At 56.2% G+C, this 18,687-nt stretch carries 14 protein-coding genes; 6 read left to right on the top strand and 8 right to left on the bottom strand.

The features are described 5' to 3' along the window. The first annotated feature begins 18 nt into the window (after positions 1-18). The 3 genes from ABID47_RS09880 to ABID47_RS09870 are packed head-to-tail and all read left to right on the top strand — an operon-like array spanning position 19 to position 3,673. Positions 19-1,467 (top strand): spore germination protein, encoded by a 1,449-nt coding sequence (locus ABID47_RS09880; RefSeq protein ID WP_354496285.1) that lies wholly within the window; start codon positions 19-21, stop codon positions 1,465-1,467. After that, positions 1,464-2,567 (top strand): GerAB/ArcD/ProY family transporter, encoded by a 1,104-nt coding sequence (locus ABID47_RS09875; protein ID WP_354496283.1) that lies wholly within the window; start codon positions 1,464-1,466, stop codon positions 2,565-2,567. The genes ABID47_RS09880 and ABID47_RS09875 overlap by 4 nt, the downstream gene beginning before the upstream one ends. Then, complete coding sequence (locus tag ABID47_RS09870; RefSeq protein WP_354496281.1) at positions 2,564-3,673, top strand: Ger(x)C family spore germination protein; 1,110 nt, start codon at positions 2,564-2,566, stop codon at positions 3,671-3,673. Before ABID47_RS09875 ends, ABID47_RS09870 begins: the two co-directional genes overlap by 4 nt. Positions 3,674-3,743: 70 nt before the next feature. Here ABID47_RS09870 and ABID47_RS09865 read toward each other — a convergent pair whose 3' ends face one another. The 7 genes from ABID47_RS09865 to ABID47_RS09835 form a co-directional block, all read right to left on the bottom strand. Continuing rightward, positions 3,744-5,339: a glycoside hydrolase family 43 protein gene (locus ABID47_RS09865; RefSeq protein WP_354496279.1), complete on the bottom strand. Its 1,596-nt coding sequence runs from the start codon at positions 5,337-5,339 to the stop codon at positions 3,744-3,746. Positions 5,340-5,341: 2 nt separating this feature from the next. After that, entirely contained in the window at positions 5,342-6,319 is a 978-nt protein-coding gene (locus tag ABID47_RS09860) for a pectinesterase family protein (protein ID WP_354496277.1), read from the bottom strand. 37 nt (positions 6,320-6,356) lie between these two features. Beyond that, positions 6,357-7,247 (bottom strand): dienelactone hydrolase family protein, encoded by an 891-nt coding sequence (locus ABID47_RS09855; protein WP_354496275.1) that lies wholly within the window; start codon positions 7,245-7,247, stop codon positions 6,357-6,359. A 3-nt stretch (positions 7,248-7,250) separates the two neighbouring features. Further along, positions 7,251-8,621, bottom strand: a complete 1,371-nt coding sequence (locus ABID47_RS09850; protein WP_354496273.1) for a glycoside hydrolase family 28 protein — start codon at positions 8,619-8,621, stop codon at positions 7,251-7,253. After that, positions 8,618-9,763 carry a glycoside hydrolase family 88/105 protein gene (locus ABID47_RS09845; RefSeq protein WP_354496271.1) on the bottom strand — a complete coding sequence of 382 codons (1,146 nt, stop codon included), beginning with the start codon at positions 9,761-9,763 and terminating at the stop codon, positions 8,618-8,620. Before ABID47_RS09845 ends, ABID47_RS09850 begins: the two co-directional genes overlap by 4 nt. A gap of 161 nt (positions 9,764-9,924) precedes the next feature. Then, on the bottom strand, positions 9,925-11,454 hold the full coding sequence (locus ABID47_RS09840; RefSeq protein ID WP_354496269.1) for an extracellular solute-binding protein: 1,530 nt from the start codon (positions 11,452-11,454) through the stop codon (positions 9,925-9,927). Between the two features lie 77 nt (positions 11,455-11,531). Then, the gene (locus ABID47_RS09835) at positions 11,532-12,497 is read right to left on the bottom strand and encodes an ABC transporter permease (RefSeq protein WP_373309525.1); all 966 of its coding nucleotides are present in this window, start codon (positions 12,495-12,497) and stop codon (positions 11,532-11,534) included. 292 nt (positions 12,498-12,789) lie between these two features. On the opposite strand from ABID47_RS09835, the gene ABID47_RS09830 reads away from it, so the two are divergent. Further along, entirely contained in the window at positions 12,790-13,680 is an 891-nt protein-coding gene (locus tag ABID47_RS09830) for a carbohydrate ABC transporter permease (protein ID WP_076170336.1), read from the top strand. 66 nt (positions 13,681-13,746) lie between these two features. On the opposite strand, the gene ABID47_RS09825 is transcribed toward ABID47_RS09830, so the two are convergent. Beyond that, positions 13,747-15,990 (bottom strand): AraC family transcriptional regulator, encoded by a 2,244-nt coding sequence (locus ABID47_RS09825; protein ID WP_354496267.1) that lies wholly within the window; start codon positions 15,988-15,990, stop codon positions 13,747-13,749. A 160-nt stretch (positions 15,991-16,150) separates the two neighbouring features. Between ABID47_RS09825 and ABID47_RS09820 the strand changes: the two genes are divergently transcribed. Continuing rightward, complete coding sequence (locus ABID47_RS09820; RefSeq protein ID WP_354496265.1) at positions 16,151-17,164, top strand: LacI family DNA-binding transcriptional regulator; 1,014 nt, start codon at positions 16,151-16,153, stop codon at positions 17,162-17,164. A gap of 106 nt (positions 17,165-17,270) precedes the next feature. Continuing rightward, positions 17,271-18,680: a tagaturonate reductase gene (locus ABID47_RS09815; RefSeq protein WP_354496263.1), complete on the top strand. Its 1,410-nt coding sequence runs from the start codon at positions 17,271-17,273 to the stop codon at positions 18,678-18,680. The last annotated feature ends 7 nt before the right edge of the window (positions 18,681-18,687 follow it).

Genomic DNA, 18,687 nt, shown 5'->3' with positions numbered 1-18,687 from the left:
TGCAAAGGATGATCGACCGTGGAACCCAGCAAAGGTGCAACGATGCTTCAGCATCTCCAGTATACGTCCTCTGAATTTCTTCTTCCCCGGCTCCAGGAGGCCTTTCAGCACGCGGCCGACTTCCAGGCCGTCTGCATCGGTGAATCGGACGCCGGCAAGCTGTATTTGTTGTACCTTACGACGCTTGTCGGCTCCGATCATTTCATATTCAATGTGAACCGGCAGCCGCAGGACGGTGTCCTGACCACACTGCACAGTTATTACGGCACCAGCTATTCGGCTGGTGATTTTTCCGCTTGCGAAAAAGCGGTATGCGCCGGCAAAACCGTGCTGTGCACTGCGGAGTCCGCCAACGGCCTGATTCTGGCAACGGAGAATCCGCAGCAGCGGGGGCTGCAACAGCCGCAGACGGAGAACGTGATTCAGGGGCCGATGTACGGTTTTATCGAGAACTATCAAACCAATATCGCCCTCATACGCCAGCGGATGCAAACCTCCCGTTTGAAAATTTGGGAGACCAGCGTCGGAGATCTGACCAATACGAAGGTGGGCGTGGTTTACCTGGAAGGGGTGACCGATCCGGGTCTCGTCCAATACACCTGCGGTCAAATCAGCGCCATCCAAGCGGACGGGATCCAGGAATCCGGCGAACTGCTGCGGTTCATGAACCCCGGATCCTCCCGCCTCTTCCCTGCCGCCGTCACGACGGAACGCCCGGACCGGGTAACGGCCTCCCTGTTAAACGGCAAGATTGTCGTTTTGATGGACGGAACGCCGTTTTCGATCATCGCCCCGGGGTCCTTCTTTGATTTCTGGGAATCCCCCGAAGATCAATATTTGACGCCGCTGATCGCGTTATTTTTAAGGTGGCTGCGGTTCATCGCACTCATGATCAATCTGTTTCTGCCCGCCTTCTACGTGGCGGTCACTTCGGTAAACATTGATCTCAACCGTCTGGAGATCAGTCTGGCCGCCGCCGGCAGCAGGGAAGGGGTCCCTTATCCCGTGTGGATCGAGTCCCTCATCATGCTGTTTCTTCTGGACTGCATCGTTGAGGCCGGCATACGCCTGCCAAGGTCGATCAGCTCCACCGTTACGATGGTTGGCGGGGTGGTGCTGGGACAGGCGATCATTCAAGCGAATATTGTGAGCAATTTGCTGGTGATCATCGTCGCAACGACGGCGCTGACCAATTTTATCGTCGTGGATTATCAGATGGGCCTGGTTCAGCGGATTTTGAAATATTTCATGCTCGCCGGGGCCAGCGTCATCGGAATTCTCGGCATATTCATCTGCTTTGCCATTCTGGTCATCTGCCTTTCCCGCATCCAATCGTTCGGCGTCTCCTATTTGACTCCGATCGGTCCCGGTGCCCGGATCCGGTCCATGAGTCTTGGGCTGATCGGCGGTTCCCGCAAATTTTCACTCAGCTACTGGATTACCTTCGGAAGAGGGTCGAGACAATGAATCCATCGAACGAGGAACTGAAGATCTCCATGCCCCAATACTTCGTCCTGCAAATGATGGTATTCGGGGCGATCTCCTTTCATGTGTACCCTTGGCTCGTCCTGCAGTCCACCACCCAGAGCTACTGGATCCCAATCCTGATCTGGATGCTGCTCGGACTGCTGGGAGCCTGGCTGTTCAGCCGGGTCCTCGCGCTGCATAAAGGAAAAGACGCCTATACGATTACAAAGCGCGTGCTTGGGTGGCCGGGGGTCATTCTTTTTATCGTTCCGCTGCTCTGGTTTATGTGGAGCGCCATGGTGATCATCGTCCGGGCTCACAGCGAGATCATCTCGATGACGATCCTTCACACCACACCGCAGTGGTTTTTGGACGGGATGATCTTTATTGGCGTCTTTCTGGCTTTCGGAGGAATCGGTTCGATTATCCGCGCTTCCGTCCTGTTTCTGCTTATCAGCTTTCCGCTGTCCGTCGGGCTCGTTTTGCTGGGCTTCGGTGATCTCGATTTTAATCTGGGCAAACCGTGGCTCTATACCAATGGGGATTTTCTGACCAGCCCGAAATTCTATACGACATCCTTCATCTGGGCCGGTTATCTTTACTATGCGGCTTGCGGCAGATACGCCAAACAGCCGAAGAAGCTGTGGCGGCCTTATACCGTGGCTGCGCTCTGTTTTCTGCCTTTACTGGCCGCCTCCGTCTATCAGCCGGCGCTGACGTTTAGTCCGGAGATGTCAAGAATTTTGACGCTTCCTTATATCAGCAAAATGGACTCGGTAAGCTATTACTGGCTGGTGATCGAAAATTTAACCGCCGTATTTATCGTCAGCTCCATCCTCTATTTGTTTTTATTGCTTGCCCTGATCCTGAACTGCATCGTAACGGCAATCAAGGCAGTATTTCCCAGCTGGAACGAAAAGCTGCTGTATGTGCTGGCAGGAGTCACGGCATACGTCGCCATCCGACTTATTCCTTCATGGGAATGGGTCGAAAGAGCCGTGGAGTGGGATACGGTTCTACGCCTTTACTTAATGTATGGCTTTCCTATGGCTGTGCTGGTCAAGTCCTTCATTTCCAACAAAATGAGGGCCCGCCAATGAGCAGACGCGCAGCCCGATGCCTGGCCATCTTATGCCTGCTTCTCTTCCTCCCCGGCTGCTGGGATGTCAAAGATGTCGACAACCGGCTCCTCGAGACCGCGATCGGTATCGAGCCGGCCGGTGGTGACCGGGTGCGGGTCTGGATGAGGTTCCCACTCCCTCAGTCGCAGGACGGAGCCCATAAGGATTTTTTCGTCATCAAGCAGGAGGGCAGCACCGTGATTGAAGCCATAGATCAGCTCCGCTTAAGGCTGCCCAAAAGCCTGGATATGTCGCAGAACCAGTCGATCTTTCTGGATCAGGCACTGGCGAAGAAAGGATTCATGCCCTATCTGGAATTCACGATCAGGGACCGGACCGTTCCTCTGGATTCGTTAATTGCGATTACGACAGGCGGCATGAAGTCGATATTTGAACGTCCCAACCCGACGGGCGAGCTCTCGGGTATCTACACGAAGCTGTTCTTTGAACGCTACGGCGGCGGAACCTCGCAAAAAAACGTCGTGTCGCTATGGGAAATTTTCAGGGGGTACTATGATCCGCTCGAGGAATGCCTCGTGCCAGTATTGGTTACGGATTCCGAAACGATATTCCGGGTCGCGGGCAATGCATTTTTTAAAAATGACGCCATGGTCGGCATGATCTCTCCGGAGGAAACCCTGATTTACGAAATCGTTACGGGCAAGATGTCCCCCTTCGAAATCGAAACCGCGGATAAAATGAACCTTAAAATTCTGAATTCGAGTGCCGATATCGACACGGACATGAACAATGGCAAGCCCGTCATCCGCATTCATGCCAAGCTTTCGATGACCCTCATGGATTCCGCGCGCGGGATCGACATCAAGGCAAAGCATCTGGAAGCCTCCATTAACCGCCTGATTGAGCAGCGGGCAGCCGCTGTATTCCGGATGACGCAGGTGCAGGAATCCGACATTTTTGGGCTTGGCAACCGCTTCAGAGGAAAGGTCCCGCCCAGCCAATACGACCGGTGGTCCAAGCTGTACTCGAAAGCGACGCTGGAGTTCAAGCTGGATTCCGAGCTGAAAAACACGGGCCTTCAGCTGAGACGCAGGCCGTTCATTAATCCGTCCAAGGAAAAGTAAGAACCGAAAAAGGGGCTGCTTCACCATAGAAGCAACCCCTGTTTCATCATTACCGATCATCCCTGCTCTTCTATGCTTCAATTCCCGTATAGCGAAAATGGGAAAAGTCCGCATAGCTTCCCCCAAAGGACTGCATATCATGGACAGCGATACCGACAAAGTTGCCGGTGAAGCCGCCGCAAAGGAAGCGGATGTCCTGTTCTTCAAACAGCGGGACCCAATCCTGTCCCGGGCTGAACCGGCCATAGAACCGTCCGCGGATGCCATGGACTTCCACGGCCAATCGAACGGTTTCGCCGGCATTCACCGGAATCATGTCCGGAATAACGGTGAACGCATCTTCCGCGCAGCGCATGAGCCGGATCACCTTGCCCTGCTCTTCGTCCTGCGTCACATAGGCATACAAATAATTTTCATCGTTCAAATAAAGCATCAGCCCGGCCATCTGCAAATAGCTTGCTGGTTCGAACTCCAGCGACGTCTCGGCCCGGAAATGGATATCCGCCTGCCGGACGGCCACAATGTGGTGATGAAACAGGCTTTGCGGCGATTCCCCGGAATGAAGGCGGAGATACCCCGGGCGCTCCGACAGCGAGCACCAGGATGGATCCGCCGGTATGCGGAGCGTATTCCAGGCTTTGGCAAGCTCCGGTCCGTCAAAGGTATCCTCAAACAAGCTCCGTTCAGCGGCCATCTTGGCCTCTGCCGGCGTGATCCCTTTCGGACGCGGGACCTCCATCTGCGGGGAATTTCCCCCGGCGGTCAGGCGAAGCCAGCCTTCCTCGTCCCAGTACACCTGCTGCAGCGCCGTTTCCCGGCCAAGGAGCGCGTACTGGCCTTCAACCGGACGCGTGCACAAATGGGCCATGTACCATTCTCCTTGCGGCGTCTGGATCAGGCTGCCGTGGCCAGCACACTGCAGCGGGAGCTCCGGGTTGTCCCGGGAGGTCAGCATCGGATTGCGGGGATCCACTTCGTAAGGGCCCATCAAGCTGCGGGAACGGGCCACCGTCACGGCATGGCCGCTCCCGGTGCCGCCTTCGGCCGTAATCAGGTAATAATAACCTTGATGCTTATAGATATGCGGCGCTTCGGTCTTCTTCAGATCCGTCCCGTCAAACAGCTTGAACGGTTTACCAACAAGCTTTTGCTGCTGCGGATCATACTGCTGAATAACGATACCGCTCGATTTATTCCCTTCCGGAATGCGGTAATCCCAGATTTCGTTCAGCAGCCATTTCCGTCCGTCTTCATCATGATACAGGCTCGGATCGAATCCGCTGCTGTTCAGATAGACCGGCTCGGACCAAGGCCCGTGAATCGAAGGCGCCGTAATCAAATAATTGTGAACATCTTTAAATGGGCGCTTGGTGCTTTTCACGTCGGTATAAATGAGGTAAAACAACCCGTCATGGTAGCTGAGCTGAGGCGCCCAGATGCTGCAGTTCTTCGGGTTTCCCCGCAGGTCGACCTGATCGGTCAGCACGTCGGTGCAGTGCTCCCATACCGCCAAATCCTTGGAGGCATATACCCTTACGCCAGGGAGCCACTCGAAGGAAGACACCGCGATATAATAAGTGTCCTTTGCCCGCACGATGCAGGGATCCGGATTAAAGCCCGGCAGCACCGGATTTCGAATGGTTCCCTTTTGGGTGGATATGGTCATGCTCATCCCTCTCCTTTTCGTTTCCAAAAGTCCGTTCCGGCAAAAACTTGTTCCTTCCGCGGAGCCCCTTCCAGCGTCTCCTGATAGACCGCCCACCCGGCCCGCTGTCCTCCCGGAGCCGGCGCGGCCGGATCAAAGCGGGTGCCGAATTCCCGGTATTTGACCGTCAGCCGCCGCCCCGGATCGTTCCAATCGTCCCAGCCCAGCGGTTCGATATGTCCGCCCATCCGGCAGTCGACGTAGTCAGTGCGTGCATATTCGCGCCACGGCCTTCCCAGATACACGCCCGATACGCCTGGCTCTGCCGTCAAATAACAGAGGTTAAAGACATACCCGTATTGCTGCCCCGCGGGAGTAGAAGCCGCGGCGATATAACCGGCATGCCCGCTCGAATGGCGCAGGCTGCGAATCTCGCAGCGGTCAAAGAAGGCGGCCGCGCCGCCGAATATAAAATCCACCGTCCCTTCGATACGGCAGTATTCGTACACCTGGCGGTACTCTCGGTGATGCTCCCGGAGCGGGATTCCTCCAAACACGCCGCCATGCTTGGGGGCAGGCGGAAGCGGTCCGGTAAACAGCGTGTCCTGGTGCCCTTTAAAGGTGCAGTAGCGAAAAACCGTTTCGTCGCAGTGCGCGTAGACCGCCACGGCCTGGCCGATGTCCTCGCCCTGCCCGGCCGAATTGGTCACGACCAAATTCTCGATCAGCAGCCGCCGGCCGCCAAGGAACAGCGTCGGCGTTGCAAATGTGCCAATCTCATTCCCGTCCTCGTCCAGTTCCTTGGCATACCGGCCCTTCGTGATTTCCACATATCCGATGCCGATCACGGCCAGATCGGACCGGTATATCCGTACCGCTTCCTCATAGACACCCGACAGGATGTACAGGGTTTCGGGCCGGTGCGGATCTTGCTTCTCCAACGCATCCACCGCTTCCTGAATCGTCGGATAATCGCAGTGGTCCAGCTTTCCTACAATCATGACCTTCCCCCCTTTCGTTTCGGGCTGCGGCCATCGCTTACAAGTGTTCCGCCAAAAACCGCTGCCAGCGGGCCCGCATTTCGGCCGTCTCCATATGGCCGCCGCCGGTCATGACCGTCTGCCAATGCTCCTCCTGTCCGGCGGCCCGGTATACCTCCCGCAAGCCTTCGGCCAACAGCACGACGCCTTCCTCCGGGGTCAGCCGGTCGCTGCGCCCGGTCAGGCTCATCCTTGGCCGCGGGGCGATCATCGCTTGGATTTCCAGCGTCGTGAAGTGCTTCAGCAAGCCCGGAACGTAGTAGTAGAAGCCGTGATGATCCAGCCCGCGCTTCTTCATCAAGGTATGTGCATCCACCTGTCCGCAGATGTCCACGGTCACCTTGATCCGCTCGTCCAGCGCCGCCAGCCACCAGGCCATCATCCCGCCCATGGACATGCCGAGGGTCGCGACCCGCGAGGCGTCGATATCTTCCCTGGAGCACATGTAATCCAGCATCCGCCGGTTGTCATACAGCATCATGCCCCACATGACGCGCCCCTGCCATAACATTTCCTTGACGATTTCACTCTCCGTCTTACCCGACCGCTCATGGAAACCCCACATGTCGATACAGCAGACGGCATAACCCATGCCGGTCAGTGTGCTGGCAAAAGACGGCTGCTGCAAATACGAGCTGCCGCTGATCAGCTCCCTGCGTCCATTCGTGTAATTGCCGCCATGCGAATGATTGAAAACGACGAGCGGATAGGGACCCTCTCCGTCTACAGGCAGCGCGACATAAGCGGGCACCTGCTCCAGACCGTTTAAATCCAGCAGCAGCGTCTCCAGCCGGTACCCGTCCGTCTCTTCCTGCTTGAGCAGCTCCGCCTCGATAGGCCGGTCCTCCGGCACATCGCCCAGCAGCTTCTTCAACCGTTCCCTCATCATTGGTTAAACCTCCTCTTCGCTGAGATCCTCCTCTTGCGGAACTACGCTTACCTGTTTTACAAGCTGCTCCGGCACCTTCGTATCCTTTGACCGGCACTGCTGCCATTCCACGTCTTCGCCGTTCTCGACATAGAAAGCCGGCCCTTCGTGGCCGCCAACCGTGACCCGGTCAAACCGAATGTCCCTCACATTGCCTAAATAAAAGCCGCGCGCTTTCATATCCTGGACGCCGGACATCATGGCCGGACGCCCCGGAACGGGGTTCTCCGCCATGGAAATATCGATATCGGCAAACGTTAATTCCGAAATATACCTTTCCGCAAGACCATAAACAAACCCTGCCGCCGCATGTACGTTCCTTGCGGTAATATTCGAAAAGTGAATTCGCCGGAACGTCGGCGTTTCCAGGGTGACCGGATAAGGCCGCTTATCCCAGACGTACTTGTCCTTGCCCCGCGGTCCGCAAAAATAATACAGGTTCAAAATGAACGGGCAGATGACTTCCTCCATGACGATGCCGCTGACCCGGATATCCTCCACCGTTCCTCCGCGCCCCCGCCGCGATTTCAGCCGGATGCCGCGGTCGGTGTGCTTAAAGATGCAGTTGCTGATCACGACGTTCCGGATGTCCCCGCTCATTTCGCTGCCGAGCACGACGCCGCCGTGGCCATGGATCATCGTACAGTTCGTGATCGTGATGTTCTCGCACGGAACCCGCTGCGCCGTGTCCTCCGTGCCCGCCTTGATGGCGATGCAGTCATCGCCGACGTCGATGTGGCAGCCGCTGATCCGAACGTTCTGGCACGACTCCGGGTCGATGCCGTCAGTATTCGGTGAATCCGCGGGATTGTATATCGAGACGTTGTCGATCGTCACGTTGTCGCAGAGAATCGGATTGACCGTCCAGCTCGGGGAGTTGATCAGCGTGACGTCGCGGATCGTCACCCGGGTGCAGCGGTCGAGGCTGATCAGCTTCGGCCTGGGGTGGGTCAGCTCCTCCGGGCGGCTGCGCATCTTGTCCCACCAGGGCTGGCCGTTGCCATCCAGCGTGCCGCTGCCGGTAATGGACACGTTCTTCAGCCCGTGTCCGTACACACAGGAGGCGTGCACCTCGCGCAGCACCCCTTCCCAGCGGGAGGTCACGACCGGATAATCCGCCGGATCGGTGCTGAAGGACAGGACCGCGCCCGGGTCCAGCCTCAGCTCGATGTTGCTGCGCAGGAGGATGGCCCCGGTCAGGTACGTGCCTGCGGGGACGAACACAGTCCCGCCGCCAGCGGCATCCGCCGCCTCGATCGCCGCAGCGATGGCCCGGGTCGCCGGCTCGGCGCCGCCGGGCACCGCCCCGAACTCGGTGATGCTGTACACGCTCATGGCTGTTCTCCTTTCGCCGCAGCGGCCGGAACCCTGGCCTCGTATTCGCCGCAGGCCTGCAGAAACGCCCCCAGCCCCTTCTGGTCGTTGGTGATGATCGGCTCGCTGATGTAATAGGCGTACGTGCCGTCGCGCCGGTCGGCTCCGCCCAGCCCGGCCACCTGGCAGTTTTTGTTCAGGTTCAGCCAGCCTTCCTTCGTCTCCAGCACAAACTCCTCCAGCAGCCCCCGATACGCTCTGTCCAGGCTGTCCTGCCATTCCTGCGGCGCAAGGACGCCGAGGCGAAGCCCTTTCGCGATGGCATAGGTGATCATGCTGGAAGCTGAGGCCTCCAAGTAATTCCCCTTGCGGCCGCCCTCATTGACCACCTGGTACCAGACGCCGCTGCCCGGATCCTGATAGGATCTCAGCGCACGCAGCGTATCGGTCAGGATGCGCTTCAGCTCAGGATAATCGGGATGGCTTCCCGGCAGCAGCTCCAGGCTGTCCGCCAGCGCCATGACAAACCAGCCAAGGGATCTTCCCCAGAAATTTGGAGATAAGCCGGTGGCCGGGTCGCACCACGGCTGGGCTTTTTTCTCGTCCCAGGCGTGATACAAGAGTCCGGTGGCCTCATCCTTCGTATGGAGCTCGCACAGCTTGAACTGCTTCGTCACGTCGTCCAGTCCCGCCCCGCCTTCAAACGTCAGCAGATATTCAAGATAGAAAGGCGAGCCCATATACAGGCCGTCCAGCCAAATCTGATACGGATAAATTTCCTTATGCCAGAATGCCCCTTCCGACGTCCGGGGATGGGATGCCAGCTGGGATCGCAGCAGCCCGGCGGCCTGCTTGTATTTTTCCTCCCCCGTCTCCCGGTACAGGGTGAACAGCAGCTTGCCGTTGTTGATATGGTCGATGTTGTATTCTTCGGGGCGGTACCCGCGGATACTCCCGTCTTCCTGAATAAAATGGTCCATGTTGTCCCGGATATACTCCCAATACCGGCGGTCTCCAGTTTGCTTCCAGAGCAGCTCGAAGCCCTTGAGCACCACGCCGTAATCATACGACCACTTGCCTTCATATCCCTTACCCTCGTACAGCTTCGGCGTCCGTGCCATGATGGACTCGGCCATGCGCTGCGCCGTGTTGAATGTCTGCATGCTGTTCCTCCTCGGATAAAATTTCCGGCTTTCTCTGATAAAATTATCATCTTCGCCGGGGATTGCTTTTTTACACCCTGCCGTCTTGGAAAAAACACAGTCCTAACCCCCATGCAGGCGGGATAGGACTTGTTGCCGTCTCCTAGCGTATGGCTCAGCCGTTATTTTTGCTGAGTGGCTTTGTAAGCGGCCTCGTATTCCTCGATAATTTTGCTGCCGCCGGATTTCTTCCAGTTCTCCACCGCAGCTTTGAATTCGTCCAGGTTGATTTTGCCGAGAATGTATTTGTAAGTCGCATCGGTGATGATCTTTTGCAGCTCGGAGCCCTGCGTCGTGTAGGTTTCGGATTCCAGGGAATATGCCGGGTTCAGCACCCCGTATTTTGCGTTTTCCTTGATCAGCTTGTCGGCCTCGGCCTTCAGCGGATCGGCGTCATGGATTTTGTAACCCGTTTCGCTCGGACGGGAAGAGGCAAACGGCTGCACTTCCTGCTGCCACAAATCGGTATTGGTAATCGTAACCGCGTCATTCGCATCCACGGTATAATGGACGCCTTCGATTCCGTATGTCATGAGGGCGTATACATCGTCGTCCATCAGGTCGTTGACGAATTTCAGAACGCGCTTCAGCTCGGCTTCATCCTTCACTTCAGATTTCGGGAAAGCCAGCAGTCCGCCGATTCCGTTGTTCGCCGCCCAAATCGCGCGGTCGCTTTCGTTGCCTGTCGATGTAATGTTGTTGACCAAGGCGAGCTTCATATTATCCTGAACGCCCTTGGCCATATTCAAGAGGTTCTTCCCGTCAAACAGGGCGCCGACGTAAATTCCGGCTTTGCCCTGGGCGAATTTTTGCTGCTGGTCGGTCTTGGCGGTCACCGCAAAGTCTTGATTGATATATCCTTTTTCGTACAGTGTCTTCATGTAATCCATCGTTTTGACGTACCCTTCGGTTTCGAATTCGGGGATCATTTTCCCGTCATCCGTCACCTGCCAGTTATTCGGCGTGCCGAAGTATGAGCCCAGCGTCTTGAAGGCGCCGTAGATCAGATCGCTCCGGTCCATGAAGCCCGTCGTATCCTTCTGCCCGTTGCCGTCCGGGTCCTGCTCGGTGAACGCCTTGGCGACGTTCATCAGCTCATCGGTCGTCTTCGGCACGGACAGTCCAAGCTTATCCAGCCAGTCCTTGCGGATGACGACGCCGTTGCGGGCGAGATCCTTCTGGAAAGGCACGCCGTACAGCTTGCCGTCGATCGAAGCCGATCTCCGCGTATCCTGCGAAATTTTCGCCAGGTTCGGGAACTCGTCCAGGAACGGTTCAACCTCCCAGAACATGCCGGATTTCAGGGCGTTGCGTACGGAGGAATTGTCGAGAATGGTGAGCGTAACGATATCCGCCAGGGAATCGGACGCCAGCGACGTATTGATGCGTTCTTCCTTGGAAGCATCCGGAATCCACGAAAATTTGATATCCGCGCCGGTCTTTTCCTCAATCTTGTTCAGCACCGTATCGGTCGGCGGCGACGCCGTGTGCAAAATGTTCAACCACGTAATCGTCGCCTTTTCGTCACCTGCCGCAGCGCTGCCTCCCGAGCCCTGGGCCGTTTCCCCTTTGCCGCCTCCCCCGCCGCAGGCCGAGAGCAGCAGCCCGCAGACCAGCGTAAACGCAGCCATCTTGCTTACCATTGGTTTCATGTGCCATTTCCCCTTTTCTATTATCCTTTGGATGGATCCTACATCCGTGGATGGATCCCACACCCGCCGTGCCTTGATTAGTACACGCCGTCCTCGCCGAACTTCTTCGCCAGCCGGTTGGAAGCCATGACCAGCACAAGTCCCACCAAGCCCTTGAACAAGCCTACCGTTGTACTGAAGCTCAGCTGTCCGTTTTTCAGTCCCGCCGTATAGATGTAGGTGTCGAAAATTTCGGCCACCTCGCGGTTCAGCGAATTGAGCAGCAGGTACATATGCTCGAATCCCAGATCAAGCGTGCTGCCGATCTTGAGAATGAGCAGGGTGATGATGACCGGCCGGATCGCCGGCAGCGTCACGTGCCACGTTTTGCGGAACCGTCCGGCTCCGTCCATTTCGGCTGCTTCGTACAGCTGAGTGTCCACCACCGTAATCGCAGACAGATAAATAATGGTGGACCAGCCGAGCTCCTTCCAGATGATCTGCCCGATGTACACGGTGCGCAGCCATTCGGGAGCGGTCAGGAAGCTGATTTTGTGCCCGCCCAGCCTGGCGATCAGCTCATTCAGCACGCCTCCGTCCACGGTGAGGAATACGTAGGTAATGGAGACGATGATGACCCAGGACATGAAGTGCGGGATGTAGATGATGGTCTGTACCCAGTTTTTGAACAGCCGGTGCCTGACTTCATTCAGCATCAGCGCCAATATAATGGGAAGCGGAAAAAAGATCACGATGTTGAGTGCAAACAGAATCAGCGTATTGCGCAGAAGCATGAAGAACGTCGGTTCTGTAAACAAGCGGACAAAGTGCTTCATTCCGACCCAAGGGCTGCCCGTGATCCCCTTGAAAGGCTGGTAATCCTGAAAGGCAATGACGAGACCGCCCATCGGCAGATACTTAAAGATGATGAAATACAACACGCCGGGCAAAATCATCAGGTACAGCAGCTTGTGACGTTTGATACGGTCCAGAGCGGTGTCCGTCCGTACCTTCCTGGCCGGTTTGACATTCATGTTCATGACGGCCGTGTTCGAGTCCTTCACCAGGTCGACCTCCTTGTAAGCGTTTCCTGTTACGACTCCAGCTTAGGCCGTTTTGGGAATTCCGTACATAATCATTTCATTGACACCGGCCATAAAACCGCATAACGGCGCCATTTTCGCCTTCCGCATCTCAGCTGATGATTACGGATTGAAGCTGATGATTATCCGGGTGACAGCCGCGGATTCCCCGCTCTCCCCCCTGCCGGACAACACCTCAGGAGCTGATTATATACGTAACCTGGTGCGCTTGGTACAGTCTAACTGTAAACGATTACAAGGAGGATACCCGCGTATGACACCATCCACAGCTTTGCGTAGAAAAGAGTCTTTCGGCAGCCGCCTGTTTACCGTCGTAAACAGCCTCCTGCTCATTCTGATTGCCCTCATTTGCCTGCTGCCTTTTGTAAACGTGATTGCGAGCTCCTTCGCTTCCACCCAGGAAGTGGTCGCCAAAAAATTCATTCTGTTCCCGACGACGTTCTCTCTCGATGCTTATAAGTACATTTTATCGACGCCTACGATTTTTAAAGGGCTGGGGGTATCGATCGGGATCACCGTAGTAGGCACGATCGTCAGCATGATCCTGACGGCGCTCATGGCCTATGGCCTGTCCAGGAGATATCTCTACGGCCGGGGCTTCGTCAACTTCATCGTCGTATTCTCCATGCTGTTCAGCGGCGGCATGATCCCGACGTTCCTGGTCGTAAAAAGTCTCGGCCTGATCGACTCCTACTGGTCTCTCATCCTTCCGGTCGCCATTAACGCGTTTAACCTGATTATTATGAGAAACTTTTTCCAGGCGCTTCCGGACGCGCTCGAGGAATCGGCCAAAATTGACGGATGCAACGATTTCGGCGTTTTCTTCAAAATTATGCTTCCGCTCGCCCTGCCATCGATCGCTACCATCTCACTGTTCTATGCGGTTGCTTACTGGAACACTTATATGAATGCGATCCTGTACATGACGGATTCGACCAAATGGCCGATCCAGGTGCTGCTCCGCCAAATCGTTATCGTCTCCAGCGGTATGCAGGCCGAAGGGACGTCCGTGGATGTCGTTCCGCCGGCGCAGACCATCAAAATGGCGGTCATCGTCATCGCGACCGTACCGATGCTGATCGCGTATCCGTTCGTGCAGAAGCATTTTGTCAAAGGGGCGCTGCTCGGCTCGGTCAAAGGGTAACGAACAGCAAAGTCTTGCATTCCGCTCAAGAAAGCAGCCCGGACGGAATAACAAGACTTTGTTTTTTTACTGAGCCTGCTTGACCTTGCGGTAATTTCCCGGCGTCACGAGTTCCTTCTTGCGGAAGGACCGGATGAAGTTTTGCGGATTGTGGTACTGGAGCCGCTCGGCGATTTCCTTGATCGTCATGTCCGTCTCAATCAGCCATTTCTTGGCCATCTCCAGCCGGTAATTCATCAGATACTCGCTGAACGTCATGCCAAACTCCTTTTTAAAAATGCTGCTTAAATAGTTCGGATTATAATGAAGCCGGTCGCTGATCCATTCCAGGGACAATTCCTGGTCGTACTCCGTGCGGACGATCGTGGCGATCTTCTCGGCGAGGGAACGGAACTGGCGGTTGGTCTTCTCCTTCATGCTGCGCACCATCGGCGAGATGACCTCCTCCACGAGGATCCGCTCGATCTCTTCCGGGTTGCGGATATCGAGCAGGCGGTGGTACAGCGCGTGATTGTCCTGCGTCAGCAGCACCTCTACGCCGAGCAGCTGCTCCAGTTGGATCAGGTTGTTGACGAAACGCACCAGGGCGACTTCAAAATTCATCGAGTTTTTGTTCTTCTTCATCATCTCGGCCAGCAGCGGATACAGTGCCCGAGGGACCTGCTCCTCGTCGCCCAGCCGGATCGCGTCGAACAGCTGGGTTTCCAGCTCCGTCGGATAATGCAAAAGCACCGGACCCGAGACGACCGTCTCGATGTCTTCATAGAAAATGATCGATTCTTTGCCCAGATTAAGCCGGTGCCGGAGCGCCTGCTTACTCATTTCGCAAGCCTCTTTGCTCTCCCACAGATGCCGGTACGTCTTGCTGATGCCGAAACTCACGGAGCAGTTCAAATAATCGCGCGCCGTTATCATAATCGTTTTCGAATAGGAGAGCACCTGTCTGCGTATCTCCTGTTCCTCCTGGTTCGTAAACGTCAGGATGGTCGCCTGCGTGTTGTCGTTTAAAATAATCGGCAGCATGCGCCCTTCCTTCGGCACGACTTCTTCGACCATTTTGTTGATGGCAAGCAGGAGCATATCCCGGTCCGACGCCTCCCGGCCGCCGTAACTGTCCATCTGGATCAGCATCGCGACGAACGACGGCTGCGTCAGTTCCGGATACCCGAACCGCGGCAGCATCCGCTCCAGCTCCTCCGGGGACACCCGGTTCCGGAACAGGTTCAGGATCAGCTGCGTTTCCAGCTGGGGCAGCTCGGCTTCCATCATGCTCTCCAGGTTTTTCTTCTCGGTGACGATCGTGTCGATGGAATGAAGGATGCCTTCGATTTCGTTCTTGTACGGCAAATGGGAACTGCGCGGCAGGCTGCGCTGGATTTGGCGGATCGGCTTCGTGAAATAAACGGAGATGCCGTAAGCCACCACGATGATCAGCAGCGTAATGACGGCCACCATCAGCATAATCCCGTATTTGGTCGTCTTCAGCGCGCCGGAAATTTCCTTCTGGTCCAGCAGCGTCACATAGATCCAATTGTTGTAGCTGGATTTTGCATAGATCGCTTCGGCCGACTGGCGCCCGGATGCCGTCACCTTCAGCCTGCCGGCCCGGTGATCTTCCCCGGCCGACTGGACGATGCGGACAAGCTGGTCAGCGGACAGCAGCTGCTTGTCGGGATCGGTCTCGTACATCAGCTCACCCTGTTTGTTTAAAATGATGACCGGTGCATTGTCCTCGGTCTTCAAGATCCGGTCGAGCGTGGACCGGGAAATATCTGAAAGGGCGATCGCCTGCTTTTGCTTGGAAAAGACCGGCAGCGTGTTCACGAAACGGATGCCGTCATCCGTTTTGATCCAGAACAGCCCTTTGTCTTTGTTATCGATGTAGGCCTCGTACAGCTTGCGCCGGTCGGCCTCCGTCAAATAGGACAGCTTTCCGCTCGTAATCTGCCAATTCTGCACGAGGCTGATGAGCGAATATTCGGTCCCTTCCAGGCCCATCGTGGCGATATAGTTCAGCTGTGTATTGACGTTCCGGTATTCTTCGAAATCCTGTTCCGTGATCGGCCTTTTTACGACGGCATCAAACGAGCTCGTCGTGCTGTATGTATTAAAGGCGTATTCGATCGTCTGGATTTTCTGCTCAAGCGAATTTTTGGTCTGGGTAATAAAGCTCTGCTTGCTGCCCGCCACCCGGTCGATCACCGAGTGGGTCGTATTGATATAAATGTAGCTGCCAAAACTGACGACCAGTCCGATCCCAAGGACCAGAATGGGAATAAACGTTTTATAAAACATGCGGCCTTTTTTCATTGTGATGCTCCTTTAGCCCGTTCTTGTTTCCAATTATAGCGTTTTCATGATTGGGTTGACAATATGATTCACGTGTGCATTTTTTCGGAATCGTATTGACTTGAACCCTGTCTGAACTTAAACTGAAACCGTTAACAAATATTTCTTGTCACGAGGTCATATGATTACGATTAAAGACATTGCGCGCGTTGCGGGGGTATCGCATACGACCGTTTCCAGGGCGCTGAACGGCAACCCGCTCATCAAGAAGGAAACCCGCGACCGCATTGAACGCATCGCCGCCGAACTTAACTACATTCCCAATTACAGCGCCAAGAGCCTGGTCATGAAGAAGTCCTACACGATCGGCCTGTTCTTCTCCAGCATCGACCAGGGAACTTCGGCCAGCTTTCTCGTGGACGCCATCAAGGGCATTCATCAGGTGCTCGACGAGAACTACAGCCTTACGGTCCACGGGATCGACAGCATCCGGCACTATGATGCTATAACGCCAAGGCGTTTCGACGGCGTGCTCGTCATGAGCCAGAGCGAAGCGGACAATGCTTTCATTTATCACCTGAAGCAGACCGGCATCCCCTTCGTCGTCCTGAACCGCCAGCTGGATGACCCCGGCATTCTGAACGTGGTCGCCAATGACCGCGAAGGCGTCCGGGAGGCGCTGGATTACGGCATCGGCCTCGGTCACCGGAAGATCGCCATCATTGAAGGCAAGGCCGGCTTCAAGTCGACAACGGAGCGGAAGCAGGGATTTATGGACAGTCTGATCGCCCACCGCCTCCCGCTGGTTCCGGACTATTTCACCGCCGGGGACTACGGGGTCGAAAGCGGCTATAACGCCATGATGTCGCTGCTCTCGCTGTCCGATCCGCCGACCCTGGTCTTCATCTCGAACGACGATATGGCCATCGGCGCGCTGAACGCCTGCTACGCGCGGGGCGTCGCGCTTCCCGGACAGCTGTCGCTGATCGGGTTCGACGATATTTTGTTCTCGCAGTATACGTACCCACCGCTGACAACGATCCGCAAGCCGATTGCCGATATCAGCAAGCTCGGCACCACGAAGCTGATCGAGCGGCTCGAGCAGCCGGACTCGGCGCCGGAACAGCTGTTTGTCCAGACGGAGCTGATCGTACGGCAAAGCGTTGCGGCTGTCACATATAAGGGACAGCTGTAATGCCCTCGATTTTTTCGAGGCCGTCATTTCAAACATGATTTTTTTACATCAAAATGTTAACGTGTGCATTATGTCCATCCATCTCTAAAGGAGGCTTGAAATACGTATGACATCACGTCTTTCCCGCAGCCTGCTTCCCGATCTCCCCGCCCTGCCCGAGCGCATGATCCAGTTTGGCGGCGGCAACTTTATGCGGGCTTTCGTAAACTGGCAGATGCAGCAGATGAATCTGAAGGGATTATTTAACGGAAGCGCCGTCGTTGTGCAGCCGACCGCACATGGCAAGAGCACTTCGCTCATGGAGCAGGACGGCTTATACACCGTACTGCTTAAAGGGCGGCTTCAAGGACAGCTGGTTAACTCAAGCGAAGTTATCGCCACCGTCAGCCGGGTCATCAATCCCTATACGGATTATGAGGCCTACTTGAAACTAGCCGAGCAGGACGAACTCGAGTTTATCACCTCCAACACGACCGAAGCCGGCATTGTTTATGAGGCCGGCCTGCGCCAGGAGGACGCTCCGCATTCCAGCTTTCCCGCCAAATTGACGGAGCTGCTCTACAGGCGGTTCCAGCTCGGCAAAGCCGGCTTTATCATCCTCCCCTGCGAGCTGATCGAGGACAGCGGCGAGAAGCTGCTCCGCTCCGTGCTGCAGCATGCCGCCGACTGGCAGCTTGGCGATGCTTTTGCCGCCTGGGTCACGGAAGCCAACACGTTCTGCTCCTGCCTGGTAGACCGCATCGTTCCGGGGTACCCGCGGGATCAGGCGGACGCCCTGGAGCAGAAGCTCGGCTATGAAGATCCCTTCATGGTCAGTGCCGAGCCCTATCATCTGTGGGTGATCGAAGGGCCGGCGTGGCTGCGGGAGAAGCTTCCCCTTGCCGAAGCCGGGCTGAACGTCATCGTCACGGATGACCTGTCGCCTTACCGCGAGCGCAAGGTTCACCTTCTCAACGGCCCGCATACGGCCATGGTGCCCCTGGGCCTCCTTGCCGGACTTGAAACGGTCGAGGACGTGATGAAGGATAGCGATTTGGGCCGCTTCGTCCAGGAGCTGATGGAAGACGAAATCCTGCCGGTGCTGAAGCTGCCGCGGGCCGAGCTGCTCGATTACGCGGCGGCTATCCGAGAGCGGTTCAACAACCCGCTGATCCGGCATGAGTTGGCATCGATTTCGCTGAACAGCATTTCGAAATTCACGGCGCGCCTGCTGCCGGTGCTGATCCGTTACCAGCAGACCCAGGGGAAGCTTCCCCGCCTGCTCGTCCTCTCCTTCGCCGCACTCCTCCTGACCTACCGCGGCGACCAGGTCGCCCGCCGCGATGTGCCGGAAGTGCTGGAGGCATTTGATCGGAACTGGATCGACCCTGAATCGTTCGTTCCCGGCATTCTGAAGGAAGAACGGCTGTGGGGCATGGATTTAACGGCAGTTCCGGGTCTTGAAGCACTGCTTAGGGAGCATATCGGCCTGCTGGAACGCGAAGGCGTCCGGGCCTCGCTCCATCAACTGACCTGAGGAGGAT

Origin of the sequence: Paenibacillus favisporus (assembly GCF_040545415.1) — a bacterium.
In the GTDB taxonomy this organism is placed as follows: Bacteria; Bacillota; Bacilli; order Paenibacillales; family Paenibacillaceae; genus Paenibacillus_AQ; species Paenibacillus_AQ favisporus.
This window is presented reverse-complemented; position numbering and strand designations above follow the sequence as displayed.